29 protein-coding genes are annotated in these 25,794 nt (G+C 38.9%); 15 read left to right on the top strand and 14 right to left on the bottom strand.

Annotated elements, in window-relative coordinates; genetic code table 11:
- Positions 1 to 11 precede the first annotated feature (11 nt).
- The 6 genes from I858_RS11485 to I858_RS11460 all read right to left on the bottom strand — a co-directional run bounded on the left by I858_RS11485 (position 12) and on the right by I858_RS11460 (position 5,647).
- Entirely contained in the window at positions 12 to 1,202 is a 1,191-nt protein-coding gene (locus I858_RS11485) for an MFS transporter (protein WP_049693410.1), read from the bottom strand.
- Positions 1,203 to 1,308: 106 nt separating this feature from the next.
- Complete coding sequence (locus I858_RS11480) at positions 1,309 to 2,385, bottom strand: ABC transporter substrate-binding protein (RefSeq protein WP_049693409.1); 1,077 nt, start codon at positions 2,383 to 2,385, stop codon at positions 1,309 to 1,311.
- Positions 2,382 to 3,188: an ABC transporter permease gene (locus tag I858_RS11475; protein ID WP_049693408.1), complete on the bottom strand. Its 807-nt coding sequence runs from the start codon at positions 3,186 to 3,188 to the stop codon at positions 2,382 to 2,384. The genes I858_RS11480 and I858_RS11475 overlap by 4 nt, the downstream gene beginning before the upstream one ends.
- A complete protein-coding gene (locus I858_RS11470; RefSeq protein ID WP_049693407.1) occupies positions 3,172 to 3,996 on the bottom strand; it encodes an ABC transporter permease in 825 nt (274 codons plus the stop codon). Before I858_RS11470 ends, I858_RS11475 begins: the two co-directional genes overlap by 17 nt.
- Positions 3,986 to 5,092 carry an ABC transporter ATP-binding protein gene (locus I858_RS11465; RefSeq protein WP_049693406.1) on the bottom strand — a complete coding sequence of 369 codons (1,107 nt, stop codon included), beginning with the start codon at positions 5,090 to 5,092 and terminating at the stop codon, positions 3,986 to 3,988. Before I858_RS11465 ends, I858_RS11470 begins: the two co-directional genes overlap by 11 nt.
- 15 nt (positions 5,093 to 5,107) lie before the next feature.
- Positions 5,108 to 5,647 carry a helix-turn-helix domain-containing protein gene (locus I858_RS11460; RefSeq protein ID WP_049693405.1) on the bottom strand — a complete coding sequence of 180 codons (540 nt, stop codon included), beginning with the start codon at positions 5,645 to 5,647 and terminating at the stop codon, positions 5,108 to 5,110.
- Positions 5,648 to 6,071: 424 nt separating this feature from the next.
- Between I858_RS11460 and I858_RS11455 the strand changes: the two genes are divergently transcribed.
- Both I858_RS11455 and I858_RS11450 read left to right on the top strand, forming a co-directional pair.
- Positions 6,072 to 6,368, top strand: coding sequence for a hypothetical protein (locus I858_RS11455; RefSeq protein ID WP_049693404.1), 297 nt, complete (start codon positions 6,072 to 6,074; stop codon positions 6,366 to 6,368).
- A gap of 152 nt (positions 6,369 to 6,520) precedes the next feature.
- Positions 6,521 to 7,180 (top strand): potassium channel family protein, encoded by a 660-nt coding sequence (locus tag I858_RS11450; protein WP_049693403.1) that lies wholly within the window; start codon positions 6,521 to 6,523, stop codon positions 7,178 to 7,180.
- A 96-nt stretch (positions 7,181 to 7,276) separates the two neighbouring features.
- Here the strand turns inward: I858_RS11450 and rnjA are convergent, their stop codons facing one another.
- Positions 7,277 to 8,944, bottom strand: coding sequence for a ribonuclease J1 (gene rnjA, locus I858_RS11445; protein WP_049693402.1), 1,668 nt, complete (start codon positions 8,942 to 8,944; stop codon positions 7,277 to 7,279).
- 2 nt (positions 8,945 to 8,946) lie between these two features.
- Positions 8,947 to 9,159, bottom strand: a complete 213-nt coding sequence (locus I858_RS11440) for a DNA-dependent RNA polymerase subunit epsilon (protein ID WP_049693473.1) — start codon at positions 9,157 to 9,159, stop codon at positions 8,947 to 8,949.
- A gap of 286 nt (positions 9,160 to 9,445) precedes the next feature.
- On the opposite strand from I858_RS11440, the gene I858_RS11435 reads away from it, so the two are divergent.
- Complete coding sequence (locus I858_RS11435) at positions 9,446 to 10,216, top strand: Cof-type HAD-IIB family hydrolase (protein ID WP_049693401.1); 771 nt, start codon at positions 9,446 to 9,448, stop codon at positions 10,214 to 10,216.
- Positions 10,217 to 10,274: 58 nt separating this feature from the next.
- Here I858_RS11435 and def read toward each other — a convergent pair whose 3' ends face one another.
- On the bottom strand, positions 10,275 to 10,841 hold the full coding sequence (gene def, locus I858_RS11430; protein ID WP_049693400.1) for a peptide deformylase: 567 nt from the start codon (positions 10,839 to 10,841) through the stop codon (positions 10,275 to 10,277).
- Between the two features lie 145 nt (positions 10,842 to 10,986).
- Here def and I858_RS11425 point away from each other — a divergent pair, with 145 nt between their 5' ends.
- The 6 genes from I858_RS11425 to I858_RS11400 all read left to right on the top strand — a co-directional run bounded on the left by I858_RS11425 (position 10,987) and on the right by I858_RS11400 (position 17,715).
- Positions 10,987 to 11,628: a YkyA family protein gene (locus tag I858_RS11425; RefSeq protein ID WP_049693399.1), complete on the top strand. Its 642-nt coding sequence runs from the start codon at positions 10,987 to 10,989 to the stop codon at positions 11,626 to 11,628.
- A 252-nt stretch (positions 11,629 to 11,880) separates the two neighbouring features.
- Entirely contained in the window at positions 11,881 to 12,993 is a 1,113-nt protein-coding gene (gene pdhA, locus I858_RS11420; protein WP_049693398.1) for a pyruvate dehydrogenase (acetyl-transferring) E1 component subunit alpha, read from the top strand.
- A gap of 3 nt (positions 12,994 to 12,996) precedes the next feature.
- The gene (locus I858_RS11415; protein WP_049693397.1) at positions 12,997 to 13,974 is read left to right on the top strand and encodes an alpha-ketoacid dehydrogenase subunit beta; all 978 of its coding nucleotides are present in this window, start codon (positions 12,997 to 12,999) and stop codon (positions 13,972 to 13,974) included.
- A 28-nt stretch (positions 13,975 to 14,002) separates the two neighbouring features.
- Complete coding sequence (locus tag I858_RS11410; RefSeq protein ID WP_049693472.1) at positions 14,003 to 15,370, top strand: dihydrolipoamide acetyltransferase family protein; 1,368 nt, start codon at positions 14,003 to 14,005, stop codon at positions 15,368 to 15,370.
- A gap of 5 nt (positions 15,371 to 15,375) precedes the next feature.
- Positions 15,376 to 16,785 carry a dihydrolipoyl dehydrogenase gene (lpdA, locus tag I858_RS11405; RefSeq protein ID WP_049693396.1) on the top strand — a complete coding sequence of 470 codons (1,410 nt, stop codon included), beginning with the start codon at positions 15,376 to 15,378 and terminating at the stop codon, positions 16,783 to 16,785.
- Positions 16,786 to 16,878: 93 nt separating this feature from the next.
- A complete protein-coding gene (locus I858_RS11400; protein ID WP_049693395.1) occupies positions 16,879 to 17,715 on the top strand; it encodes a polysaccharide deacetylase family protein in 837 nt (278 codons plus the stop codon).
- 119 nt (positions 17,716 to 17,834) lie between these two features.
- On the opposite strand, the gene I858_RS11395 is transcribed toward I858_RS11400, so the two are convergent.
- Positions 17,835 to 19,304, bottom strand: a complete 1,470-nt coding sequence (locus I858_RS11395) for an aminotransferase class I/II-fold pyridoxal phosphate-dependent enzyme (RefSeq protein ID WP_049693394.1) — start codon at positions 19,302 to 19,304, stop codon at positions 17,835 to 17,837.
- Positions 19,305 to 19,437: 133 nt separating this feature from the next.
- On the opposite strand from I858_RS11395, the gene I858_RS11390 reads away from it, so the two are divergent.
- Both I858_RS11390 and I858_RS11385 read left to right on the top strand, forming a co-directional pair.
- Positions 19,438 to 20,403, top strand: a complete 966-nt coding sequence (locus I858_RS11390) for an NAD(P)H-dependent flavin oxidoreductase (RefSeq protein WP_049693393.1) — start codon at positions 19,438 to 19,440, stop codon at positions 20,401 to 20,403.
- Between the two features lie 15 nt (positions 20,404 to 20,418).
- A complete protein-coding gene (locus tag I858_RS11385; RefSeq protein ID WP_049693392.1) occupies positions 20,419 to 20,697 on the top strand; it encodes a UPF0223 family protein in 279 nt (92 codons plus the stop codon).
- Positions 20,698 to 20,718: 21 nt separating this feature from the next.
- Here the strand turns inward: I858_RS11385 and I858_RS11380 are convergent, their stop codons facing one another.
- Positions 20,719 to 21,360 (bottom strand): YktB family protein, encoded by a 642-nt coding sequence (locus I858_RS11380; RefSeq protein WP_049693391.1) that lies wholly within the window; start codon positions 21,358 to 21,360, stop codon positions 20,719 to 20,721.
- A gap of 167 nt (positions 21,361 to 21,527) precedes the next feature.
- Between I858_RS11380 and I858_RS11375 the strand changes: the two genes are divergently transcribed.
- Positions 21,528 to 21,722, top strand: a complete 195-nt coding sequence (locus I858_RS11375; protein WP_049693390.1) for a hypothetical protein — start codon at positions 21,528 to 21,530, stop codon at positions 21,720 to 21,722.
- Positions 21,723 to 21,806: 84 nt separating this feature from the next.
- On the top strand, positions 21,807 to 22,598 hold the full coding sequence (locus tag I858_RS11370; RefSeq protein WP_049693389.1) for an inositol monophosphatase family protein: 792 nt from the start codon (positions 21,807 to 21,809) through the stop codon (positions 22,596 to 22,598).
- 34 nt (positions 22,599 to 22,632) lie between these two features.
- On the opposite strand, the gene I858_RS11365 is transcribed toward I858_RS11370, so the two are convergent.
- The gene (locus I858_RS11365; RefSeq protein ID WP_049693388.1) at positions 22,633 to 22,830 is read right to left on the bottom strand and encodes a YlaF family protein; all 198 of its coding nucleotides are present in this window, start codon (positions 22,828 to 22,830) and stop codon (positions 22,633 to 22,635) included.
- A 111-nt stretch (positions 22,831 to 22,941) separates the two neighbouring features.
- Between I858_RS11365 and typA the strand changes: the two genes are divergently transcribed.
- The gene (gene typA / locus I858_RS11360; RefSeq protein WP_049693387.1) at positions 22,942 to 24,789 is read left to right on the top strand and encodes a translational GTPase TypA; all 1,848 of its coding nucleotides are present in this window, start codon (positions 22,942 to 22,944) and stop codon (positions 24,787 to 24,789) included.
- 24 nt (positions 24,790 to 24,813) lie between these two features.
- Positions 24,814 to 25,143, top strand: a complete 330-nt coding sequence (locus I858_RS11355) for a YlaH-like family protein (RefSeq protein ID WP_049693386.1) — start codon at positions 24,814 to 24,816, stop codon at positions 25,141 to 25,143.
- Here I858_RS11355 and I858_RS11350 read toward each other — a convergent pair.
- Together I858_RS11350 and I858_RS11345 are read right to left on the bottom strand one after the other, a co-directional pair.
- On the bottom strand, positions 25,137 to 25,586 hold the full coding sequence (locus I858_RS11350; RefSeq protein ID WP_049693385.1) for a hypothetical protein: 450 nt from the start codon (positions 25,584 to 25,586) through the stop codon (positions 25,137 to 25,139). The two genes, I858_RS11355 and I858_RS11350, sit on opposite strands and share 7 nt — an antisense overlap.
- A complete protein-coding gene (locus I858_RS11345; RefSeq protein ID WP_049693384.1) occupies positions 25,586 to 25,789 on the bottom strand; it encodes a YlaI family protein in 204 nt (67 codons plus the stop codon). The genes I858_RS11350 and I858_RS11345 overlap by 1 nt, the downstream gene beginning before the upstream one ends.
- Positions 25,790 to 25,794 lie beyond the last annotated feature (5 nt).

The following is a 25,794-nucleotide window of genomic DNA, read 5'->3' as shown; positions in this document are numbered from 1 at the left end:
GCTGCTGTTTTTTAACTGCGGCTTGTAGCCAAAAGTTGTTGTTTTCGCATCGACCATGTGTTGGCGATAAAGAAACAAGTGATTAAAATGGCAGTTCCTAAAATATAAGGATAGCTCATATCGATATCAAAAAGAATGCCAGCAAGTGCTGGACCAATCATATTGCCCAAGCTCATATAGGCATTGTTCATACCTGCTGCGAACCCTTGTTCATCACCTGCTAGTTTGGAAATTAACGTATTGATCGCGGGACGAAGTAGAGAGGCAGCAGTAAAAAAAACTGCTGATACTAACAGAATTGCATAGAAAGAACTAACGAACAAAATACCAATCATCCCAGCTGCGGATATTAAAAGGTTGACTAAAATAACTTTCATTTCTCCAAAACGCTTAAAGAGTTTGTCAATCACAAATGTTTGAACAACAACTCCTATAAATCCACCGACTGTTATTAAAACAGCAATTTCTTTTGGAGTGAAACCAAATTTCTTATCGGCGTATAAAGCAATGGTCGATTGGAAGTTGGATAAACCAAAAGCGAAGATGAACATAATCAATAACATGACAAAATAAGGTGTATAAGTAGATCGTTTCATTTGTTGTAGCAAGTTTTCAGACTTTTTACCTGTTGCTTGAATCGTAGGTACCACATTAGGTAGAACAGTGAAGGAAATTAACGCCGCGATCAAGGCGACAGCAGTAGCGATATAAAACGGAAATTGAATACTAACTTCGGCCAGAAAACCACCGATACCGGGACCGATCATAAAGCCAAGCGACATAGAAGCACCGAGCAGACCCATGCCTTTACCTCGTTCTTCGTATGTCGTGATATCTGCAACAAATGCCATCATCGGCGGAATCAGGAAGGCTGCTCCCAATCCACTAAAAAAACGAGCTACATAAAGCATCCATAACTCAGTAGATATACCGAATGCAAGTTGAGACAGTCCGAAGACAATCAAACCAAAAATAATTAGTTTTTTGCGACCGTATTTATCGGAAAGCTGACCTGAAAGAGGAGAGAATAAAAACTGTGCTAAAGCAAAAGTGGCGATTAATGTGCCGAGTGCTTGACCTGCTACACCAAATGTATCCAAATAAGCAGGCATAATGGGAATGATCAGTCCAATACCACTCATCGCAATGAACATATTAAACATCAGCACATAAAGCGCCGATTTATTTGATTGTACGGCCATAGAGGGACCTTCTTTCGTTATTATTTCGTGTTGCTAAATTTCAGTCTTTAGAATCTACATACTATACCTCAAAACGCAAAAAAAAAACAGGCAAACGTTCTGCCTGTCAATTTTCCATATCCATTTTGAATTCTAAAAACAACTCATTATAAGTGCCAAGCATTTCAAGTCCTAAGTTTTCGTAGACTTCTAGTCGCTCTCGAAGTTCTTCAGGTGGATAAAACCGTTTATCTTCTGTAACTTCTGGGTCCATCAAAGCAATCGCTTTTTCGTTTGGTGTAGAGTACCCGACATAATCTGCGTTTTGAGCAGCTACTTCAGGATCTAACATAAAGTTAATAAACGCATGAGCACCTTCTACGTTATCCGCAGTTTTAGGAATAATCATATTATCAAACCATAAATTCGAGCCTTCTTCTGGAACAACAAAATCAATGTCTTCGTTAACCCACATGACGTCTGCAGCTTGGCCAGACCAAATAACAGCTACCGCTGCTTCCTCGCGTCGCATCATTTCAACAATTTCATCGCCAATAATGGCTTTAACGTTGGGACCCATTGTTTTCAATTTGTCTGTTGCTTCTCGCAATTCATCCATATCGGTTGAATTTAACGAATAGCCGAGACTGTTTAACCCCAAACCAATTACTTCACGGGCACTATCAACTAGGATGACTTCTTGTTCAAGTGACGGATCCCACAAGTCGTTCCAGCTTTCAAACGTCTGTCCGTCTAGTAAGGTAGGATTAAAGGCTATACCAACAGTTCCCCAAAAATAAGGAATAGAATATTCATTGCCTGGATCAAAAGGCAAATCAAGAAAATAAGGATCAATATTTTTCAAGTTTGGAATCAGCGCATGGTCAATCGGTTGTAGTAATTTGTTTTCTTTCATTTTTTCAATCGCGTATTCAGAAGGAACAGCGACATCATAAGTTGTCCCGCCTTGCTCAATTTTTGTCATCATCGATTCATTTGAATCGAATGTTTCGTAAACAACCGAAATATTCGTTTCTTTTTCAAATTGCTTTATGAGCTCAGGGTCTATATACTCGCCCCAGTTATAGACAGAAATTGTCCCACCCCCAGAAGTTGCTGAACTTTTTTCCATGATATTGACAACATATAACAAAATACCTGCTATCAATAAAATGGCGATTGCAGCTCTTGTTATTTCTTTCATAGTTTAGCACCTCCCGTTCCTGGAGATTGACCTGTACGTTGATTAAAAAAGTAATAACCAAGAACCAGACCGAGTGTAACGACGAAAATTAAAGCCGATAGCGCATTGATCGTTAATGTAATTCCAGCACGTGCCATTGAATAGATCTCGATCGACAAAGTAGAAAACCCATTTCCAGTAACGAAGAAAGTCACTGCAAAATCGTCTAATGAATACGTCAGCGCCAAGAAAAATCCTGCGAAAATACCTGGCTTTATATAGGGAATGATGACGCGTGTTAAAATGTCGCGTTTTGATGCACCAAGATCAGTTGCCGCATCAATCAATGACGTACTCATTTCCTGTAGCTTCGGCAAAACCATTATAACCACAATCGGAATACTAAATGCAATGTGTGAAATGAGAACCGAAGCAAAGCCGAGCTTGACACCAATTAAAGTGAACAAAATTAGAAAAGAGGCTCCAATGATAACGTCTGGACTGACGATTAAAATCGTATTTAACGATAACACAGTATTACGTGTTTTGCGATTTCTCAAAAAGACGATGCCAATTGCACCGAGCACGCCGATAGCAGTGGAAAAAAGAGATGATAATAACGCAATGATCACCGTGTTCATTAAAATAATCAATAAGCGAGTATCGTTAAACACAGCTCCGTAATGTTCCCAAGTAAATCCTTCGAAACTCGCCATTGTCCCACCGCTGTTGAAAGAATAGAAAATCAGATAGAAAATAGGCGCATACAAAACGGCAAAAACTAGTATTAAGTAGATTTTTGCAGACTTACTTAGTTTTGCCATTGTCAGACCCTCCTTTTTCTTTCTGTCCTGTTACCATCATAATGATGATCATAAACAAGATTAAAAACACTGCAATGGTTGAACCCATGCCCCAGTTTTGCGTAACGAGAAATTGTTGTTCAATTGCTGTTCCGAGCGTAATCACTTTATTTCCAGCAATCAATCGCGTAATAACAAAAAGCGATAAGGCCGGGATAAATACTGCTTGTATGCCAGATTTCACTCCGTTAATGGCTAATGGGAAAATGACACGTCTAAATGTCGTGAAAGCCGAAGCACCTAAATCTCGTGACGCATCTATTAAAGCGGGATTGATTTTATCTAACGAGTTAAAAATCGGCAACACCATAAATGGAATGAAAATATAAACAGCAACAAAGATAAAGCTAAAGTCAGTAAACAAAATTTGCCATGGTCCTGTACCAAGTGTTTGCAATAGCTTGTTAGCAGGTCCGTACAATCCAAATATTCCGATAAATGCGTAAGCTTTCAGCAATAAGTTAATCCAGGAAGGAATGATAATTAGTAAGAGCCATAATTGTTTATGCTTCGTTTTAGTCAACCAATAAGCTGTTGGGTAAGCGATAATAACGGTGATGAGTGTAATCACGAATGCATACCAAAAAGAACTTAAAGTCATCCGTAAATAAACAGAAGAAAAGAAGTTTTTGTAGTTTTCAAGCGAAAAAGCACCAGTCAAATCTAAAAAAGAAAAATAGAAGACTAATGCAATTGGTGCGATAACAAATAAAACAATCCATAAATAATAAGGAACAAGATATAATGGACGCGATGGATTATCTTTCATTAGCAACTGCTCCGTAGGACTCTAGACGTGCATCAAACGCTTCTTCAGACTCATTTAATCGCATAACATGAATAGCTTCTGGAGAAAAATCCAAGCCGATTTGTGAACCAACTTCTACTTTCTTAGTCGAGTGAACGAGCCATTCATTGCCAACTTCGTCAATTGTTGAAATTTCAAAGTGAACGCCTCTAAATAATTGTGTGTCTACGGTTACAGTCATTTTACCAATACCGCTTGAAGTGATTTCTAAATCTTCTGGACGGATGACTATTTCTACTTGTTCATTTGGATTTAATCCCGCATCTACGCATTCAAATTCTTTGTTTGCAAAACGTACTTGGTAATTAGCAATCATCTCGCCGCTGACAATATTAGATTCACCAATAAAATCTGCTACAAAACGGTTGATGGGTTCATCATAAATATCCATTGGTGTACCACTTTGTTGTATTTGACCCTCGTTCAGAACGAAAATTTCATCAGACATCGCTAGCGCTTCTTCTTGATCGTGAGTGACGAAAACGAAAGTTTTACCAAGCCGTTGTTGAAGTTCACGCAGCTCATACTGCATTTCTGTACGTAATTTTAAGTCTAGTGCAGAAAGTGGTTCATCGAGCAGTATAACTTCTGGGTCATTAATGATGGCTCTAGCAATGGCAACACGCTGACGCTGACCGCCAGACATTTCTGGAATTTCTCTTTTTTCATAGCCTTGTAAATTGACGAAAGCTAATGCTTCTTTGACGCGTCGTTCTACTTCTGTGCTTTTTATTTTTTTAATGCGTAAACCAAAAGCAACGTTCTCGAAAACATTTAAATGAGGGAAAAGAGCATAATCTTGAAATACAGTATTAACTTGACGTTGGTTTGCGGGAACTTTGTTCATTTTTTTATTTTCAATATAAATATCACCACTAGTAGGCGTGTTGAAACCTGCGATTAAACGCAGTATCGTAGTTTTTCCACAACCAGATGGACCTAAAAGTGTATAAAATTTTCCTCTTTCTAGTGTAAAGCTAACATTATTCAATACATTGCCAGCACCTTCGTATGTTTGTGTAACATTTTCAAATCGAATAATCGGTATTTCAGTCATAAAATCCCTCCTAAATTATAAATAAGATTGCGTAGTAACAATGATGATCTCGGATACTCCATCATAGTTATTCATTATTTGATGGTGGTCAGTTGCTTCATAATAAATAGAATCTCCTGCAGAAGCAGCATAGCGGTGATCGCCAATTTGAAGCAATACCTGACCGCCCAAAATATAAATAAACGTTTCAGAAGAAGAAGGTTCAAATTTTTTAAAAGCTCCTTTTGATTGCAATGTCAAAAAAACAGGCTCCATTTCTTTTTCATTTGAAGTAGGAATCAGCCATTCGATTTCATAACCTGCTACTGGGTCAACGTGCGCTGTATGGTCTGTTGCTGAATAAACAACTTTGACGTTATGCTCATCAGCAAAAAATTCTTTTGGTGTCGTTCCAAGTACTTCGAGCAATGTGAAAAAGGTTTCAATAGAAGGAGAATTTGTATCTCGTTCTAGTTGAGAAATAAATCCTTTACTTAAATCTGTTCGTTTGCCAAGTTCTTCTTGTGTTAAGCCGTTTTTTAATCGAAGCCGTTTAATTTTTGTTCCGATGTTCACCAGAATTCTCCTCGATTCTCCTAAATTAAAATGGCAGAAAGTTTAGTTAAAATATACTTTTAGTTTACTAATAGCATATATTCATTATACGAAACAGTTGACATTTTTCAAGTTAAAATATATTTGCGTTATGAAGTTTTATCTATTGCTATTTACCGGTAGTTTTTACTATCATAGAGAAAGTGTAAAGTTATAACTCGTTGAAAGATTAATGATAAGATAGGTTTACACTAAAAAAGTAGTGATACAAATGCAAATTGGCTAAAGTCATTCTCTATCGTAGCTCTAGGTGGTACGATAGATATATACGGTCTCTCAAGACCCATCGGCTCGCCACTTAAAAGAATTCGTTATTCCAACTTATATAACAAATGCATAGAAACCGAAACATACTCGTTAGACCCAAATTTTAGGAGTGATAAAAATGAACGAAAAAATGAATTTCTTTCTCGACCCTAAAAACCGCGTTATTCAAAAGCCTTCGATTATGAATTATAAACAAGATCAGCAAGGTTTATATCTTGTGGCCAACAAACGATTTATCAATTGGATGGATGTTCATACGTATTGTCACACATGCTTAGATGCCTTGACATTTGATGATGAATTTGATGCAAGTTATTGTGCAAGTTGCAATGAATGGCGCGAGGAGCCTTGTACTGATATTAGTTGTGAATACTGTGAAAATCGACCAAAACGACCATTAGATCCCCGCCGATAAGCGGGGTTTTTATTTGATATAGTTTACTAACAGTAGGCGTTTGAAGTATAGGAAGTAACTAAAGACAACAACATGCAAATTCTTGAAAGTAGGCGTTTTTAAAAGTCTTATATATGGTAAAATAAAGCCACTTGAACAGTTGGAGGATGAGTATGAAAAAAGAATTTGTAGTCATAGGACTTGGCCGTTTTGGCGGAAGTATTGTACGTGAATTAATTGAACAAGATGCAGATGTAATGGCCATTGATAAAGATTCTGAACGAGTGGATGAATTTTCTTCAATTGCCACACAAGCTGTTGTAGCAGATACAACAGACGAGTCAGTCTTGAAGTCATTGGGAATTCGTAACTTTGAACATGTTATTGTAGCAATTGGTGAAAACATTCAAGCGAGTATTTTAACAACGCTAATGTTAAAAGAAATCGGCGTAAAAAAAATTACGGTCAAAGCCCAAAATGATTACCACGCTAAAGTATTACACAAAATTGGGGCAGACAAAGTAGTTCATCCAGAACGTGATATGGGCATCCGAATTGCTCACAATATTCTTTCGAATAACGTACTCGATTATTTAGAGTTATCGGATGAGCATTCGATTATGGAAATCAAAGTGAACAACAAGTTGGCTGGATATACATTGATTGGACTGGATATAAGAGCACGTTACGGAATCAACATTGTGGCCATTAAAAGAGGAGACGACATTATCGTGTCTCCGCAAGCAGACATGGAAATAGAACAAGAAGATATTTTGATCATTATTGGATCAGATGCGGATATCAATCGCTTTGAAAAAAAAGTAATGAATTGATTAAAAGACCTGTAACGGATAAAACCTCTACAGGTCTTTTAATGTGCCAAAATGAAAAAAGGTGTGTGGGATATTAATCCCACACACCTTTTTATATTAAACTTCCATAATTACCGGCAAAATCATCGGACGACGTTTAGTTTTTTCGTATAAGTACGGTCCGAGAACATCTGAAATATCGGTTTTCAATTCTGCCCAATCTGTATTTTTGCTGTGTATTTTTTTGTTTAAATGGCGGTTTAGCATTTGTTGTGCTTCGTAAATCATTGTACCTGATTCACGCATGTACACAAATCCGCGTGAAATGATATCAGGACCTGAAACCATTTTGTTTTTCTGCATGTCAACACTGACCACAACAATAACTAAGCCTTCTTCAGAAAGTACACGACGATCGCGTAATACAATATTACCAATATCGCCGATTCCACTACCGTCAATATAAACATCACCAGAAGGGATACGGCCTGCGATAGATGCTTCATCTTGCCCTAAAGCAAGCACTTCACCATTTTCCATGATAAATGTGTTTTCAAGTGGAACATCACATTCTACGGCCAAACCAGCATGCGTTTTTAACATACGGAATTCACCGTGTATTGGCATGAAGTATTTAGGCTTGATCAAACGTAACATCAATTTGTTTTCAGGCTCTGAACCATGACCTGATGTATGGATATTGTTAAGAGATCCGTGAATCACATCTGCACCAGCGCGGAACAATAAATTAATTGTACGGTTAACGCTGCTCGTATTACCTGGAATCGGAGAAGACGAGAAGACGACCGTGTCGTTAGGCTGAATTTGAATTTGGCGGTGTGTACCGCTAGCAATTCTTGAAAGAGCGGCCATCGGTTCACCTTGTGAACCTGTACAAAGAATTAATACTTCGTTTGCAGGCAGACGATTCAAGGTTTGCGTATCAACAAACGCGTCTTCAGGAGCATTAATATAGCCTAGTTCACGCCCAATTGTCATTGCGTTGTCCATGCTGCGACCGAAAACAGCGATTTTACGTCCTTGTGCAACGGCTTCGTCAGTTACTTGTTGCAAACGATAGATATTTGAGGCGAAAGTAGCAAAAATTAAGCGACCATCAACTTTTCTCATAATGTCTTTAATCGTTTCGCCAACTTTTCGTTCAGACATTGTAAAGTCTGGAACTTCGGCATTGGTGCTATCAGATAGTAGACATAAGACACCTTCACTACCGATTTGAGCCATTTTCAATAAATTGGCAGGCTCACCAACTGGTGTAAAGTCAAATTTGAAATCGCCTGTATGCACAATATTACCAGGTGGTGTTTTAACAACCACACCAAATGCGTCTGGAATACTATGCGTTGTACGGAAAAAACTAACAGCAGTTTTACGGAATTTAATAACATCATCTTCTTCGATTTCAGTCATTTTTGTCTGACGTAATAAACCGTGTTCTTCTAGTTTTTTGCGCAATAACCCTAACGCAAGCTTTCCACCGTAGACGGGAATGTTAATTTTTTTAAGTAAATATGGAATGCCGCCGATGTGATCTTCATGGCCATGTGTGATAAACAAGCCTTTAATTTTATCAACGTTTTTTACTAAGTACGTATAATCTGGAATAACGTAATCGATTCCGAGCAAATCGTCTTCCGGAAATTTAATGCCAGCGTCAATCAAGATAATTTCATCTTGAAATTGAACACCGTACGTATTTTTGCCGATTTCACCCAGTCCGCCGAGTGCAAAAACAGCAGTTTGATCATTTTTAACGAATTTCATTGTCACTCAATGCTCTCAACTTCGTAGTTTTGACTCGCTTGTTCATAGTCTAGATGACTGCCTTCAAGTAATTGAACAAGTTCTACGTTGTAATCACGATTTTTCAAGTGGTGTCGGACTTCGCGCTCGGACGCAGCTTCCACATAAAGGCTTTTTGTATTCTCTCTAACGGGTACTTCAAATCGGTTTTCTTGGTAATATACTTTAAAAATCATTGTTTGCTCTCCTTTTTCCACGCTCAAATAAATGCACTTCCTTTATATTATCATGACAGTGTACTAAAATAAAGAATAGCCCTCCTTATTTATAAAGAAGGGCTAAATCGTTTAAGCTATTTTCTTTTTATTCATGATGCCATTGAGCTGTCTGAGAAGTTTTCTTTTCAAACGTTTCAGCATGGCCAACCACTCCTTAACGCGATTATACTGCGTTTTCTGATAATTGTAAAGCAGCTAGATTTACCGATTGTCTTTAAAATTTCATAAGAATGGGGACTCCAAAATGCCAAAATTATTATTGCTCGATATTGATGGAACGCTGTTAGATTCACAAAAAAAACTGCCTGCTTCTGCAAAAGAAGCTTTGCAACAAGCAAGATTAAACGGTCACGACTTAGCTATTGCTACCGGAAGAGGACCTTTTATGATCAAAGAAATTTTGAAGGAACTAGAAATCAACACATATATTACATTTAACGGTCAATACATTTCACATAATGGAAAAACTGTTCATAAACAAGCACTCGATGTGAACATGTTAAAAAAGATCTTTGAATTTGCGGAACAACGTGACCATCCCTTTGTTTTTATGAATGAAGAAAAGATGATTTCTTCTATTGATTATCATCCAGATATTGATGAAAGTATTAAGTCTTTAAAAATTCCACATCCAGAAGTAGAAAAAGATTTCCATCTAAACAATGAAGTTTATCAGGCGTTGGTTTTCTGTGGAAAAGACGAAGAACAACAATACCATGATACATTTAAAGAAGTCGATTTTGTTCGATGGCATCGTGTTTCATGCGACGTCACACCAAAAGGTGGCACAAAAGCTAGTGGTATCAAAAATTTAATAAAAGCAACTGGACATTCGATTGAAGACACGATTGCATTTGGTGACGGGTTAAACGATCTTCAAATGATGGATGTGGCAAGATTTAGTGTAGCTATGGAAAATGGCCACGAGGAAACAAAAAAACGCGCTTCTTATGTAACCGATCATGTAGATAATGATGGTTTAGCAAAAGCGTTCAAACACTTAAATCTTATTTGATCAAAACAGCCTTCATGTTGTATATTCAACTATAAAAATACTCCAAAAGAGACTCGACTTATTCAGCCGAGTCTCTTTCTATTGCAAATGCATTTTCGATTTCTGCAAATGGGTTGTTAGGATCAATATGGTCAAAAAACATGACGCCATTCAAATGATCAAGCTCATGTTGAAACGCAATAGCCGGAAGACCTTTTAATCGCATTTTAATTTCTTCACCTTGTGTGTTAAAAGCTTTAATGGTAATTCGAGCGTATCTTGGTACATAGCCTGGTACAGCACGGTCAACGGATAAGCAACCTTCTCCTGCTGACAAATATGCTTTTTCCACAGAGTGACTAATAATTTTCGGATTAATTGCGATTATGCTTAAATCTTCTCGCGTACTTTCGTCAAAGTGTAAAGCGAAAATTCTTTTTGCTTTGTTAACTTGTGGAGCTGCAATTCCTACGCCAGGGCGTATATCGTATTTTTCAGCCAATTCATCATCTTGGCTGTTGATTACATATTCCATCAGGTCTTCACTTAGTAGACGATCTTCTTCTGAAAGTGGAAAAGACACTTCTTCGGAGCGTTGTCTGAGTGTAGGATGACCTTCACGGATAATGTCTTTCATTCGTATCAAGTAGTTTCATCCTTTCAAGTAACTTTCTCTCTTTTTAGTATAACGCAATTTCGTTATTTTGAAAAAAGAAAAAGCTGACAAATAGTGTTGTCTTTTTTACGTTTGCATACTATAGTTAATTCATGGTAAATAAGGAGTGGATTTTATGAGAAAAATAGTAATAGCAGGTAGCTTTTCAGCGCTTCTTATGTTGTCAGCATGCTCAAGTTCTGGAATTAGCGGGGATTTGGATGCCGCTCTCAATGATACGTTTGAGGAAGAAGAAGAATACCGTGAAGTTCAAGCTGATTTAGAAGAACGTGAAAAAGCAGAACAAAAACTGTTTGAAGAAATTATGGCGTTGACTCAAGAAGAGCAAGACAAGGTTGCCAAACAAGCGCAACAAGCACTTGACTCGGCTGATGAGCGACTAGAATTTTTGAACACTGAAAAAGAGTCGATAGAGTCTGCCGAAGAAAAATCAGCAGACATCGATCAACTAATCGAAGATGCGGAAGAAGCATCGGTGAAAGCGGATGTAAAAGCGTTAAAAGTAAAAATGCAAGAACGTTTTGCAGCTCATGGTGAGTTTGCAAAAGCATACGAACAATTGATAGGTTACCAAAAAGAATTATACGAGATGCTTAAAGACGAAAAAACCAAATTGCAAGCGTTGCAAGAAAAAGCTGCAAAAGTGAACGAACAAAACGAACAAGTACAACAAGCTGTTACAACGTTTAATGAATTGACAGAACAAGTTAATACATTAAAAGATGAGACATTGGATAAACTTAATGAAAAAGAATAAGCAGCCTGAACTGGCTGCTTTTTCTGTGCTATAAAAGGGTGATGATGTTTTGTTTGTATTATAGTACAGAGTAAAAAAAAGACTAGTACAGTTTAATGAATCCGGATTTTCTAGTAAGTGCTATCATCCTAAAATGACGAATTCTCTATGATTGACCACGTTATTATCGTAACGTATACTTAGTAAGAATGCGAAATTGTATCATAAGTTATAGTTAATTATTTTAATACAGATAAAAGGAGAGTTGCTATTATGGCTGCGAAAAAATCACAGCAGTTCGATCCGGTAGAAACACTTAATGCAATCGAAGAAAAGTTCGAAATGGTGCAAATTTTGAACGAAGAAGGCGAAATTGTTAACAAAGAGGCAGATCCGAAACTTTCGGACGAAGACTTGCAAGAACTAATGAGAAGAATGGTTTATACACGTATTTTAGATCAACGTTCTATTTCTTTAAATCGTCAAGGTCGTTTAGGATTTTATGCTCCGACTGCTGGACAAGAGGCTTCACAATTGGCTTCTCATTTTGCTTTGGAAAAAGAAGATTTTATCCTTCCGGGCTATCGCGATGTACCACAATTAATTTGGCACGGTTGGCCTTTACACCAAGCATTTTTATTTTCCCGCGGACATTTCGCAGGCAATCAAATGCCTGAAGGATTGAACGTGTTAGCTCCTCAAATTATTATTGGTGCTCAAATTATCCAAGCTACAGGTGTAGCACTTGGCATGCAGAAACGTAAAAAAGAAACAGTTGCTGTAACATATACAGGAGAAGGCGGGTCTTCACAAGGGGATTTCTATGAAGGAATCAACTTTGCAGGATCTTTCCGAGCTCCGGCTATCTTTATCGTTCAAAACAACCAATATGCAATTTCGACACCACGTGAAGTTCAAACTGCGGCTAAAACCATTGCTCAAAAATCAGTAGCGGCTGGAATTCCAGGAGTTTTTGTTGATGGAATGGATCCATTAGCTGTGTATGCTGTAACACGCGATGCACGCGAACGCGCTATAAAAGGTGGCGGACCAACACTTATTGAAACGTTTTGCTACCGCTATGGCCCACACACAATGGCTGGCGATGATCCAACGCGCTACCGTACGTCTGACATCGATAGCGAATGGGAAAAGAAAGATCCACTTGTTCGTTTCCGTAAGTATTTAGAAGCTAAAAACTTGTGGAATGAAGAAAAAGAAACTGAAGTAATGGAACAAGCGAAAGAAGAAATTAAAGCTGCAATTAAAAAAGCAGATGCTACACCTAAACAAAAAGTAACTGATTTGCTCGGATTTATGTATGAAGAAATGCCATTCAACGTCCAAGAGCAAATGGATATTTATAAAGCAAAGGAGTCGAAGTAAGCCATGGCACAATTAACAATGATCCAAGCGATTACGGACGCCCTAAAAACAGAGTTGAAAAATGATGAAAATGTTCTTGTTTTCGGGGAAGATGTCGGAAATAATGGTGGAGTTTTCCGTGCAACAGAAGGCCTGCAAAAAGAATTTGGCGAAGATCGAGTATTTGATACACCTTTAGCAGAATCAGGTATTGGCGGTCTTGCGATTGGTTTGTCTTTACAAGGATATCGTCCAGTTCCGGAAATTCAATTTTTTGGTTTTGTTTTTGAAGTAATGGATTCAATCAGCGGACAGATGGCGCGCATGCGCTATCGTAGCGGTGGTAGCCAAAATGCACCTGTAACGATTCGCTCTCCATTTGGTGGAGGAGTTCATACTCCTGAAATGCACGCTGACTCGCTCGAAGGACTGATGGCAGCTTCACCAGGTTTGAAAGTAGTGATCCCATCTACACCATATGATGCAAAAGGTTTGCTTATTTCAGCGATTCGCGATAATGATCCTGTTATTTTCCTTGAGCATATGAAACTTTATCGCTCGTTTCGTCAAGAAGTTCCAGAAGAAGAATACACGATTCCATTAGGCAAAGCTGAAGTAAAGCGTGAAGGCAAAGATTTGTCAATTATCACATATGGTGCAATGGTGCAAGAAAGTATAAAAGCTGCTGAAGAACTTGAAAAAGAAAACTATTCAGTAGAAGTTGTAGACTTGCGTACGATTCAGCCACTTGATATTGACACAATTATCGCCTCCGTAGAAAAAACGGGTCGTGCTATGGTCGTTCAAGAAGCACAAAAACAAGCAGGTATCGCAGCTAATGTCGTAGCTGAAATCACAGAACGTGCCATTTTAAGTTTGGATGCACCTGTTCTTCGTGTGACAGCTCCGGATACAGTATTCGCGTTCTCACAAGCAGAAGAAGTTTGGCTTCCGAATGCAAAAGATATTATAGAAACAGCGAAAAAAGTTCTTACTTTTTAAAATAGAAAGAGAAGAAAGGGTGAAATTGATGGCTTATAAATTTCGTTTGCCGGATATCGGAGAAGGTATCCATGAAGGTGAAATTGTAAAATGGTTTGTCAAAGCGGGAGATAAAATCGAAGAAGACGATGTGCTTGTTGAAGTGCAAAATGATAAAGCTGTCGTTGAAATTCCATCACCAGTATCTGGAACAGTAGAAGAAGTATTGGTTGAAGAAGGCACAGTAGCCGTAGTTGGCGATGTATTAGTCCGGATTGATGCACCTGATGCCGAAGAAGACGAAGACGAGGATTCTAAAGAAGACGCGACTCCTGAAGTGAAAGAAGAAACCGAAGAACAAGTGCAAGCTGGTACTGCTGAATCTGGTGGGGATGTTGATAAAGCACCTGTCAGAGAAGAACCGAAAAAACAAACAGGTGCCGGATCACAATCGCAAGCTGCTCTAAAAGAAGAGTCAGATCCAACTGCTCGTGTGATTTCAATGCCATCTGTTCGCAAATTTGCGCGTGACAATGATGTTGATATTAAACAAGTAACAGGTTCAGGCAATAATGGGCGTGTGTTAAAAGAAGACATAGAAGCCTTTATGAATGGTGACCAACAAGCGTCAACTTCTGAAGCGCCACAAGAAGGAACAGACGAAAGTACTGAAAAAGCTTCGGCACCTAAAGCCGTAGTTGCTCCTGAAGGTGAATTCCCTGAAACTCGGGAGAAAATGTCTGGAATTCGTAAAGCAATTGCAAAAGCGATGGTTCACTCAAAACATACAGCTCCTCACGTAACGTTAATGGACGAAGTCGATGTGACTGAACTTGTGGCACACCGCAAAAAGTTCAAAGACATTGCAGCAGAAAAAGAGATCAAACTGACTTATTTACCATACGTAGTAAAAGCGTTAGTTAGTACGTTACGTGAATTCCCAGCTTTGAATACATCTTTTGATGATGAAACAAGCGAAGTGATTCAAAAGCATTATTTCAATATCGGAATCGCTGCAGATACTGAAAAAGGGTTAATGGTTCCGGTTATTAAAAACGCTGACCGCAAATCTATTTTTGCAATTTCCGATGAAATTAATGGTTTGGCGACAAAAGCGCGCGATGGTAAATTATCAGCTGCTGAAATGAAAGGTGCATCCTGCTCGATTACGAATATTGGTTCAGCAGGCGGACAATGGTTTACTCCAGTGATTAACCACCCAGAGGTGGCGATTCTTGGAATTGGCCGTATTGCAGAAAAACCTGTAATTAAAAATGGTGAAATTGTAGCTGCACCTGTGTTAGCATTATCACTAAGCTTTGATCACAGAATGATCGATGGTGCGACAGCACAGCATGCATTAAATCATATTAAACGTTTATTAAGTCAACCTGAATTACTATTAATGGAGGCGTAAAACTTATGGTAGTAGGAGATTTTCCAATTGAAACAGACACACTCGTAATTGGCTCAGGCCCTGGCGGTTATGTTGCAGCAATCCGTGCAGCACAAACTGGCCAAAAAGTAACAATTGTAGAGAAAGAATATATTGGCGGCGTTTGTTTAAACGTTGGTTGCATTCCTTCTAAAGCAATGATTTCTGTTGGGCACCGTTTTGAGGAAGCGCAGCATTCAGAAGACATGGGAATTGTAGCTAAAGAAGTTTCACTTAACTTTGAAAAAGCGCAAGCGTTCAAAGATGGCGTTGTTAAGAAATTGACTGGCGGCGTTGAGTCTCTTTTGAAAGGCAATAAAGTTGAAATTTTGCGCGGTGAAGCTTATTTTGTTGACGAAAACACTGTCCGCATCATGGATGACAATTCAGCACAAACGTATAAGTTTAAAAATGCTATTATCGCAACTGGATCTCGTCCAGTTGAAATCCCGACTTTCAAATTTACAAAACGTGTAATTAATTCAACTGGCGCTTTGGCACTCACTGAGCTTCCGAAAAAACTTGTTGTTATTGGCGGCGGGTATATCGGTACAGAGCTTGGTACTGCATTTGCAAACATGGGTTCTGAAGTAACGATTCTTGAAGGCACACCGGATATTCTTGCTGGGTTTGAAAAACAAATGACAGCAATCGTTAAAAAAGGATTGAAGAAAAAAGGCGTTGAAGTTATCACTAAAGCATCTGCTAAAGGTGTAAAAGAAACTGATTCTGGCGTTACGGTATCATACGAAGCAGGCGGAGAAGAAAAAACGCTTGAAGCAGATTATGTTCTTGTAACTGTTGGCCGTCGTCCAAATACAGACGAAATGGGTCTTGAAGAATTGAACTTGAACATGTCTGACCGTGGCTTGATTGAAGTTGACAAGCAATGCCGCACAAACATTTCTAACATTTATGCAATCGGTGATGTAGTAGCGGGCCTTCAGTTAGCACACAAAGCTTCATACGAAGGTAAAGTAGCTGCAGAAGCAATTGCAGGAGAAAAGTCTGAAGTTGATTATATGGCTATTCCAGCGGTCTGCTTTACAGATCCAGAACTTGCGAGCGTCGGTTTGTCTGAAGAACAAGCCAAAGAAGAAGGATTCGAAGCTGCGGCTGCGAAATTCCCATTTGCTGCAAACGGCCGTGCTCTTTCATTAAACGCAACTGAAGGATTCGTGAAGTTGGTTTCACGTAAATCTGACGGGTTGCTGTTAGGTGCACAAATTGTTGGAGCTGGCGCATCAGACATGATCGCCGAGCTTGGTCTTGCTATCGAAGCTGGAATGACAGTAGAAGATATCGCAATGACGATTCATGCTCATCCAACACTTGCTGAAATTACAATGGAAGCTGCAGAAGTAGCTTTAGGAACACCTATTCACATTATGAAGTAATTTTTATGAGAAGCTGTTTTTGCAGCTTCTTTTTTTTTTTTGGAAATAAACGATAGAATATGATAAAATTTGTTGTGTAAAGGAGTGTTTACATTGATACATAAAAAATGGATGGCTATAGTGGCTGCATCATTTTTATTGGCAGCTTGTGGAGAACAAACAACAACTTCTTCCTCAACAGAAAAAGAAGCGGAACCTGTAGAAGACAATACAGCGATAGAAAAACAAGAAGAAACTGGCAGTGAGAAAGCAAAAGAAACTGAACCAGAAAAAACCGAAGAAGAAAAAGCAGTTTCTGAACCTCGTTATCAAATTAATTCAGCTAATTGGTCAGTACAACCGATTGCAGACGCAGACGAAAAAGTGGTATTAGTCACAATTGATGATGCACCGGACAAGCATTCAATGGAAATGGCTGAAACTTTAAAAAGCCAAGACATTCCCGCGATTTTCTTTGTGAATGGTCATTTCTTGGATAGCGATGAAAAAAAACAACAGCTAAAAGAGATTCACGAAATGGGCTTTGTTATTGGCAATCATACATACAGTCACCAAGATTTAAAGAGCTTAACAGAAGAGCAACAACGCGAAGAAATTACCAAAGTGAATGAAATGGTTGAAGACATCACGGGAGAAAAACCTAAATTTTTCCGTGCACCGTTTGGTTCGAATACGGATTTTAGCAAACAACTAGTAGCAGATGAAGAAATGGTATTGATGAACTGGACGTATGGCTATGACTGGGAAAAGCAATATCAAGAAGCTCAAGCGCTAGCTGATATCATGGTGAATACGGAATATTTAAACAATGGCGCTAATTTACTAATGCACGATCGGGATTGGACTGTTGAAGCGTTGCCTAGAATCATCCAAGGATTAGCCGATAAAGGCTATGGCTTTGTGGATCCAAAAGAAATCGAAGGCATATAAAAAACGACCCACAGAACTATTCTGTGGGTCGTTTTTTATTGTTATGCAAGGGACTTGTCGAAATTTCACAGTCGATACGTCATAGGCTATTTTAAACAAAGTAGTCAACTATTGCTTTTCTACTGAATTGCTTGTTGTTCTTTTATAACCCGCAGCAGTTGTAATGTGTCGTCTTCAGGTCCTTGAACAGGAAGTCCGGCGGCTACGTTCATGTGGATATAGTTGATGTTTTCTTCTGTGATAATTTCACCTGGAATAAATATCGGAATGCCTGGTGGATAAACCATGATGAATTCTGCAGAAATACGCCCAACTGCGCTATTGATAGATATGACTTCTGTGGTTGCATAAAACGCATCGCGAGGAGTCATCGCTAGTCTTGGTATGTCTGGAAGCAATACAACCGGTTCAATGACGCTTGCATCACTATCTAATGCTTTGCTCATTCGTTGCAGTGCGTTGATGAGTAAAGTTACTTCTTTTCGGCTGTCACCAATTGTGATCAAACATAAAATATTGTACAGATCAGAAAGTTCGATTTCGATATTGGCATTTTCTCGCAGCCATTTCTCGGCTTGATGCCCAGTAATGCCTAAGTTTTTGACACTGATCAACAGTTTCGTTGGGTCCATATCAAAAGTAGCTGATGAGTTAAGAACTTCTTTTCCCACGCAATAAAGATGAGGAATTTTATTGATACGTTTACGTGCATCTTGAGCCAATCGAATCGCTCGATCAATTAAATCAAAGCCATGAATTGCCAATTGACGACGTGCTGTATCAAGAGACGCCAAAATTGGATAAGATGTAGATGTCGTTGTTAACATAGACAGCGTTGACTGCACACGTTTTGGCGATACCAAACCTTCACGAACATTGAGAACCGAACTTTGTGTCATAGAACCACCTAGTTTATGAACGGAAGTAGCCGCCATATCTGCTCCTGCTGACATTGCAGAAATAGGCAATGAATGATGGAAATGAATATGAACTCCATGCGCTTCATCGACCAAAACAGGCACATTCCGCACATGTGCAATATCGACAATTCGTTTTAAGTCAGCAGCTACACCGAAATAAGTCGGATTGATGACCAGCACGGCTTTCGTGTCTGGGTATTCAACTAATGCTTTTTCTACTGCTTCCGCTGAAATGCCATGCGAAATGCCAAGTACTGGATCCACTTCTGGATGAATGAAAATCGGAATAGCTCCTGCAAAAACAATCGCAGACATAATCGATTTATGAACATTTCGCGGAACCAATATTTTATCATTGGGACCAACAACACTAAGAATCATCGTCATGATTGCACCACTAGTTCCTTGAACCGAAAAGAATGTATAATCTGCTCCAAAAGCTTGAGCAGCCAATTCTTGCGCATCTTTTATAGCACCTTTTGGAGCGTGTAAATCGTCCAAAGGCTCGATATTGATCAAATCAATGGAAAGAATGTTATCGCCGACAAATTCCCGAAATGCAGGATCAACGCCTTGTCCTTTCTTGTGGCCAGGAATATGGAATTGGATCGGGTGCCGATTCCGATGCTTTAAAAGCGCATCAAATAACGGAGTTTCTAATTGAGACAATGATAAGCCCACCTCGCTAATTAAAATGAAAACAAAATGAATTATAACATGATGGAACTTGCTATAGTATAAAAAAGGATATTCTCTTGTTGAAGCGAATACATGAACGAGTAGAGAAAAAAGGAGTGAGTCGATGGAATTCAAAACAAAAGTGACGGAGCTATTGGGAATTCGTTATCCGATTGTACAAGGAGGCTTAGCTTATTTAGCTTATGCAGAACTTGCAGCAGCAGTTTCAAATGCAGGTGGACTTGGACAAATTACGGCGATGAGTCTTTCCACACCAGAAGAGTTGAGAACTGAGATTCAAAAAGTAAAAAAACTAACAAATAACCCTTTTGGTGTTAACTTTGCGATTGGCGATCAAGGACGTACATTTTCTCATATGTTAGATGTTGCAATTGAAGAAGGAGTGCCAGTCGTCTCTATGACAGGTGGCAATCCAACACCTATTTTTGAACAACTAAAAGACACGCATATAAAAAAACTCGTGCTAGTAGCTGCGAGAAGACAAGCTGAAAAAGCGGAAAGTCTTGGTGCTGACGCAGTGATGGTTGTGGGCCAAGAAGGCGGCGGGCATTTAGGACGTGATGACATCGGAACGATGGTACTCATTCCACAAGTAGTCGATGCAGTGAAGATCCCAGTTATCGCTTCAGGAGGAATTGGTGACGGGCGAGGCTGGATGGCAGCTCTTGCGTTAGGTGCTGAAGGTATAGAAATGGGGACGCGTTTTATTGCAACAAAAGAATGTGTCCATGCGTCTGGTGCTTATAAACAACAATTAATCGATAGCTCTGAGAACGATACAGTTATCATTAAACGTAGCATTGGTGCACCAGCACGAACTTTACGAAACAGCTGGACTGATCGGATTCTTGAAATTGAAAGCCAAACACCTACATACGAAGCGTTAAAAGACTATATTAGTGGTGAAGCTAACAAGCGTTTCATCTATAATGGAGAAGAGGATCAAGGATTTGGTTGGGCTGGCCAAGTCACAGGCTTGATTAAAGACGTACCAACTGTCCAAGAATTGATTGAAGGCATGGTTAAACAAGCTGAGGAAATCCGAGAAAAATGGTCAATCACTAGATGAGAAGAGGGATAAACGATGGATTATTCTTATCCATTTTCAATTGAATGGTCAACGGAAGAAATTATTGACGTCGTTCGTTTTTTTGAAGCAATTGAAAGAGCCTATGAAAAAGGGATCACTAGACAAGAGTTGTTCACGTGTTATCGAAAATTCAAGAAAATTGTTCCTGCAATTTCTGAAGAAAAAACTTTTTTTCGAGAATTTGAAGATGAAAGTGGCTATGCGAGCTTTCCGGTTATTAAGGAAATGAAAACAGGAACAGATGACAAAGTTATCAAACTCCAAAAGAAATGAGTGCAAAAAGAACCTGCAGCCTTATCGGCTAACAGGTTCTTTTGTTGGTTGAAGCAAAGTCGTATAAACAGAAAGTAAAGAGTTGAAGGTTTCTTCAACAAATTGAAAAAATTCCTTTTTATTAAAGTGAGCAGCTTGTTCTTTAGTCAAATGACGACCAATCACCAATTCACCTTTTTTAACGTCTCGCAGACGAACAAGTAACTTTTCAATACCTTCTTCACCCAATTCGTTGAGTGTATCAGACTGGGGCTTCATGTGGTCACCAGAAACGACAAAATCGTTTGGTAGTTTTTCCAACACATCCGAATGTAGTAAATTTTCAGCCATGCTTGCCTTATTAGGTGCTTCGTAAATAACAGCTAATATGACAAACACGTGACTTTCCCACATGCCAATCTGGAAATGCGGAACCGCTTTATACCCTCTTTTATATGGGGCAAAAGCTACCCAACTATCGTTAGGTGGATTGACAGTTCTCCGCATATGCTTGGCTACGTGCGGGAAAAACTCATCTCCTGTTTTTCCGGAGAAAAACGAAGAAAACTCAGACCCTAATTCTTCAAATTTTGGACGGATGACTTCAGCTAACGCAGCCATTCTTGCTTCAAGACCTGGCGTATTAAAAACTTCAAAATCTTTATTGCTCCAATATGAATTCAAAAAAATCCTCCTCTGTTTAGACTAATCAGGTTTCATTTTAACGAAGTTTGGGAAAAAAGAATATAAATATGGTTTAGCAATAGATTTTCTTAGAGAAAAGTGATATTATGAAGTTGTAATAGTAATAGACAGAATTTTCGGTTTACGAAGAGAAAGGGGTGCTCATGATGAAACAGATGGTCCAGATAATCCGCAAAGCGGACGTAGAAAAAGAATATGTACATGTATTGAAACTAGAGTTAGACTACGAACTTGCGTCACTTTTTGATGCAATGCAACAAGACAACAATCATGAAGTCTCAAAAAGCAAGCAACGACTCCAAGAAATACACGTAGAACTGGAGGCCCTTCATGCGCTCTAATCCATCTATACAGTAAAGGCATCTGCTAGAGTAAGACAGCAGATGCCTTTTTCGTTATACTAGAACAAAGAAGGAGTGGTAAAAATGGATTTACATGCTATGGACAGTTACATAAAGTCATTAATCAAAGAAGCGGGACATCAAATACGTAATTCGTTTTTATCAGATATTACAATTGAATCCAAATCAAATGCAAATGATTTAGTGACAAATATGGATAAAGAAATCGAGCAATTTTTTATAGGACGGATTCGCAGAGACTTTCCAAAGCACAAGGTTTTTGGAGAAGAAGGCTTTGGTGATGACATTCAAAGTACAGACGGAGTTATTTGGTTGCTTGATCCGATTGATGGCACGATGAATTTTGTTCATCAGAAGCGTAACTTTGCTATTTCGCTTGGAATATATGTCGATGGGATTGGCAAGCTTGGCTATATTTATGATGTTGTGAATGATGATTTATACCATGGAGTAGAAAATGGTGGGGCATACTTTAACGACGAAAAATTAAAGCCACTCTTAAAAACAAATATAGCCGAATCAATTATAGCAATGAATGCTACATGGGCGATTCCCAATCGCTACTTAGATAATGATGCAATCATTCAGTTGATCCGTGATGTTCGAGGGACACGTTCTTATGGCTCAGCAGCACTTGAACTCGCTTATTTAGCAAGTGGACGAGTCGATGCTTATATGTCAATGCGATTGTCACCATGGGATATTGCGGGTGGTATGGTCATTGCAAAAGAAGTGGGAGCAGTGACAACAAGTTTTAAGAATGATCCTGCAAACTTGTTAAAGCAAGACACATTTATCGCAGCTAATCCATCAATTCATCAAGAGCTATTAGAAAAATATATAAAATTCAAGTAAAAAAAGATGCGGAATTCCGCATCTTTTTTTATAATTATAGCAATCCGGCTTCCCGCATTTCTTTTTTCTTTTTAAATCCCATACCCATAATTACAATTAGTAGTAGAACCGATAAAAAGATCCCTAATATACTACGCAAACCAACAGCCAAGCCAATTCCGACCATCGCTAAAAGTGCTGCCAAGGAATACAATACAAAGATCCATTTTATGTTTTTTACGAAATCTATCATTGGAATTTCCTCCTGTGGCGTATCGCCTGAAATAAAATCTTAGGGTTTTACACCTATATGTGTTATACTAGCACAGTTATAGACATGAAAAAAGAATATTGGAGTGAAAATATGACTAACTTACGAAATGACTTGAGAAACATTGCAATTATTGCCCACGTTGACCATGGTAAAACAACTTTGGTAGATCAACTTCTACAACAATCCGGAATTTTCCGTTCAAATGAACACGTTGATGAACGTGCGATGGATTCTAACGATATAGAAAGAGAACGTGGAATCACGATTCTTGCGAAAAATACGGCTATTCAGTACAAAGACGCAAAAATCAACATTCTAGATACTCCTGGACACGCAGATTTTGGCGGAGAAGTTGAGCGTATTATGAAAATGGTAGATGGTGTTTTATTAGTAGTGGATGCTTATGAAGGCTGTATGCCACAAACACGTTTTGTTTTGAAAAAAGCTCTTGAACAAAACTTGAAGCCAATTGTTGTCGTAAACAAAATTGACCGTGATTTCGCACGCCCTGAAGAAGTGGTTGACGAAGTCATCGAATTGTTCATTGAACTTGAAGCGAATGACGATCAATTGGAATTCCCAGTTATTTTTGCATCAGGTATGAACGGTACTGCAAGCCTTTCTTCAGATCCAGCTGACCAAGAAGAAAACATGCAAGTTGTTTATGATGCAATCATGGAACATGTTCCAGCGCCTATCGACAACAGAAATGAGCCACTTCAATTCCAAGTTGCGCTTTTAGACTATAGTGACTATGTAGGGCGTATCGGAATTGGTCGTGTATTCCGTGGAACAATTGAAGTTGGACAATCCGTTGCTTTAATGAAACTTGATGGCTCTTACAAGAACTTCCGTGTAACGAAAATTCATGGTTTCATGGGGCTGAAGCGAGTAGAAATCCAAAAAGCAGAAGCGGGCGATTTGATTGCTATTTCTGGTATGGAAGACATCAACGTAGGAGAGACAGTATGCCCAGCAGAACATCGCGAAGCATTGCCAATTTTACGCATCGATGAGCCAACTCTACAAATGACTTTTTTGGTTAACAATAGTCCATTTGCAGGTAAAGAAGGTAAATGGATTACATCTAGAAAAATCCAAGAGCGTTTAGATGCTCAATTGCAAACAGATGTATCATTGCGTGTAGACGCAACAGATTCGCCTGACGCTTGGGTAGTTTCAGGTCGTGGAGAATTACATTTGTCGATTTTAATCGAAAATATGCGACGTGAAGGATTTGAAATTCAAGTTTCAAAACCAGAAGTTATTGTTCGTATGGTTGACGGTGTTCGTTGCGAACCAATTGAACGCGTTCAAGTAGACGTGCCTGAAGAATATACAGGCAACATCATTGAATCATTGGGTGATCGTAAAGGCGAAATGTTGGATATGGTAAACAACGGCAGTGGACAAGTCCGCATGGTGTTTAATGTACCCGCTCGTGGTTTGATTGGCTATACAACAGAATTTTTGACGCAAACTCGTGGATACGGAATTATTAACCACACATTCGATAGTTACCAACCAGTTGCAACTGGACGTGTAGGTGGACGTCGTGAAGGTGTACTCGTATCTATGGAGCGCGGTAAAGTTTCGACATACGGCTTGATGGGTATTGAAGATCGCGGAACTTCATTTGTTGAAGTTGGTGCTGAAATTTACGAAGGCATGATTGTTGGACAACATAATCGCGATAGCGACTTAACTGTAAACATCGTAAAAATCAAAGCTGCTACAAACATTCGTTCAGCGAACAAAGACCAAACAACAACAATGAAAAAAGCACGTTTAATGAGTCTTGAAGAAGCACTTGAGTACTTGAATGATGACGAGTATTGTGAAATTACTCCACAAACGATTCGTCTGCGTAAAAAGATTCTTGATAAAAATGAACGTGAGCGTATGGCTAAGAAAAAGAAAGTTGCAATAGAAGAATAAGTGAATGGGAAGGATGTATAGCCCGTGGACGAACAAGCTTTTGTCTATGACCATATGTATCCAGTAGCCCGAATTCTATATCAGAATTTGCCGAATTACGATCTAGCAGGATACGCGTTGTTTGCGGTAATTTTCCTGCTTTCGGCATTCGTTTATAAATTAGGGTTTGCTAGAAAATTATCACTTGGAAAAAATGCTGCGATTGGCTTATTCTTAGCAGTTGGTGGTTTAGGGCTTACGTTTCTCGCCTTTTTCCTACCGGTTGTTGAAGGGCTAGTTATAGCCGCGCTCATACTGATTCTTTATAAAATCCGTTTATGGCGTGAAAAACGCGAAAACGCTGTATCTCATTGAGATACAGCGTTTTTGCGTTCAAAAATTTTATATAAAATTGGCAATAGCAACGAATATGTTAAGTGGCCGAATACCCAGTAAAGAAATGCGCCCCAATCAGTAGCACCTGGTACGTCGGTTCTGATAGCAAGTTCGGAAAGTATAAAAAAGAGAAACGGAAAAGGCACAGAAATTAGTAAACTGATCAATACCAATTGGCCGAACGTATAATCTCGCCGTTTTGCCAAATAAACAAACACAATACCAATGATTAATGAAATAATCATATGAAAAGTAAACTCTGTTATTTCAGACCACTGGATATCGCCCATCAATGGAACAAAATCAATATTTAGTAACAGTGTGTAAACTTGTTCGCCAGTGACAGACTGAATCCATTTTAGCAAAAGACCTAAAACCAATCCGCTCCATAAACCGATCCAGAGACCTTTTAAGACCTTCATCAGAAGTCCTCCTCAATGCTACGGGAGCTTCGGTAAAAATGAAAAGAGCCGGTTGCTATGCGTTCTTTTGTGCGTTCTGTGATTCGATCATGGCATTCATTGCACATATGGGTGTGGATAGGTCTATTGCGCAGGCGCTTAGCCTGGAGTGTATCATCAACTAACTCTTCAATCGTATCGCAGATTACGCATTTTACACGCATGTTAA

The organism is Planococcus versutus (assembly GCF_001186155.3).
Taxonomy (GTDB): Bacteria; Bacillota; Bacilli; order Bacillales_A; family Planococcaceae; genus Planococcus; species Planococcus versutus.
Note: the sequence above shows the minus strand (reverse complement) of the source record. Positions and strands in the feature narration are given on the sequence as shown.

Coding starts and splice junctions, on each gene's coding strand:
- I858_RS11375 (WP_049693390.1), top strand. CDS start 21,528: ATGAAACAGATGGTCCAGATAATCCGCAAAGCGGACGTAGAAAAAGAA.
- I858_RS11450 (WP_049693403.1), top strand. CDS start 6,521: ATGAAAAAAGAATTTGTAGTCATAGGACTTGGCCGTTTTGGCGGAAGT.
- rnjA (WP_049693402.1), bottom strand. CDS start 8,944: ATGAAATTCGTTAAAAATGATCAAACTGCTGTTTTTGCACTCGGCGGA.
- I858_RS11370 (WP_049693389.1), top strand. CDS start 21,807: ATGGATTTACATGCTATGGACAGTTACATAAAGTCATTAATCAAAGAA.
- I858_RS11345 (WP_049693384.1), bottom strand. CDS start 25,789: ATGCGTGTAAAATGCGTAATCTGCGATACGATTGAAGAGTTAGTTGAT.
- I858_RS11435 (WP_049693401.1), top strand. CDS start 9,446: ATGCCAAAATTATTATTGCTCGATATTGATGGAACGCTGTTAGATTCA.
- I858_RS11410 (WP_049693472.1), top strand. CDS start 14,003: ATGGCTTATAAATTTCGTTTGCCGGATATCGGAGAAGGTATCCATGAA.
- I858_RS11390 (WP_049693393.1), top strand. CDS start 19,438: ATGGAATTCAAAACAAAAGTGACGGAGCTATTGGGAATTCGTTATCCG.
- lpdA (WP_049693396.1), top strand. CDS start 15,376: ATGGTAGTAGGAGATTTTCCAATTGAAACAGACACACTCGTAATTGGC.
- I858_RS11475 (WP_049693408.1), bottom strand. CDS start 3,188: ATGGCAAAACTAAGTAAGTCTGCAAAAATCTACTTAATACTAGTTTTT.
- I858_RS11425 (WP_049693399.1), top strand. CDS start 10,987: ATGAGAAAAATAGTAATAGCAGGTAGCTTTTCAGCGCTTCTTATGTTG.
- I858_RS11350 (WP_049693385.1), bottom strand. CDS start 25,586: ATGAAGGTCTTAAAAGGTCTCTGGATCGGTTTATGGAGCGGATTGGTT.
- I858_RS11485 (WP_049693410.1), bottom strand. CDS start 1,202: ATGGCCGTACAATCAAATAAATCGGCGCTTTATGTGCTGATGTTTAAT.
- I858_RS11385 (WP_049693392.1), top strand. CDS start 20,419: ATGGATTATTCTTATCCATTTTCAATTGAATGGTCAACGGAAGAAATT.
- I858_RS11465 (WP_049693406.1), bottom strand. CDS start 5,092: ATGACTGAAATACCGATTATTCGATTTGAAAATGTTACACAAACATAC.
- I858_RS11365 (WP_049693388.1), bottom strand. CDS start 22,830: ATGATAGATTTCGTAAAAAACATAAAATGGATCTTTGTATTGTATTCC.
- I858_RS11440 (WP_049693473.1), bottom strand. CDS start 9,159: ATGATTTTTAAAGTATATTACCAAGAAAACCGATTTGAAGTACCCGTT.
- I858_RS11455 (WP_049693404.1), top strand. CDS start 6,072: ATGAACGAAAAAATGAATTTCTTTCTCGACCCTAAAAACCGCGTTATT.
- I858_RS11480 (WP_049693409.1), bottom strand. CDS start 2,385: ATGAAAGAAATAACAAGAGCTGCAATCGCCATTTTATTGATAGCAGGT.
- typA (WP_049693387.1), top strand. CDS start 22,942: ATGACTAACTTACGAAATGACTTGAGAAACATTGCAATTATTGCCCAC.
- pdhA (WP_049693398.1), top strand. CDS start 11,881: ATGGCTGCGAAAAAATCACAGCAGTTCGATCCGGTAGAAACACTTAAT.
- I858_RS11415 (WP_049693397.1), top strand. CDS start 12,997: ATGGCACAATTAACAATGATCCAAGCGATTACGGACGCCCTAAAAACA.
- I858_RS11470 (WP_049693407.1), bottom strand. CDS start 3,996: ATGAAAGATAATCCATCGCGTCCATTATATCTTGTTCCTTATTATTTA.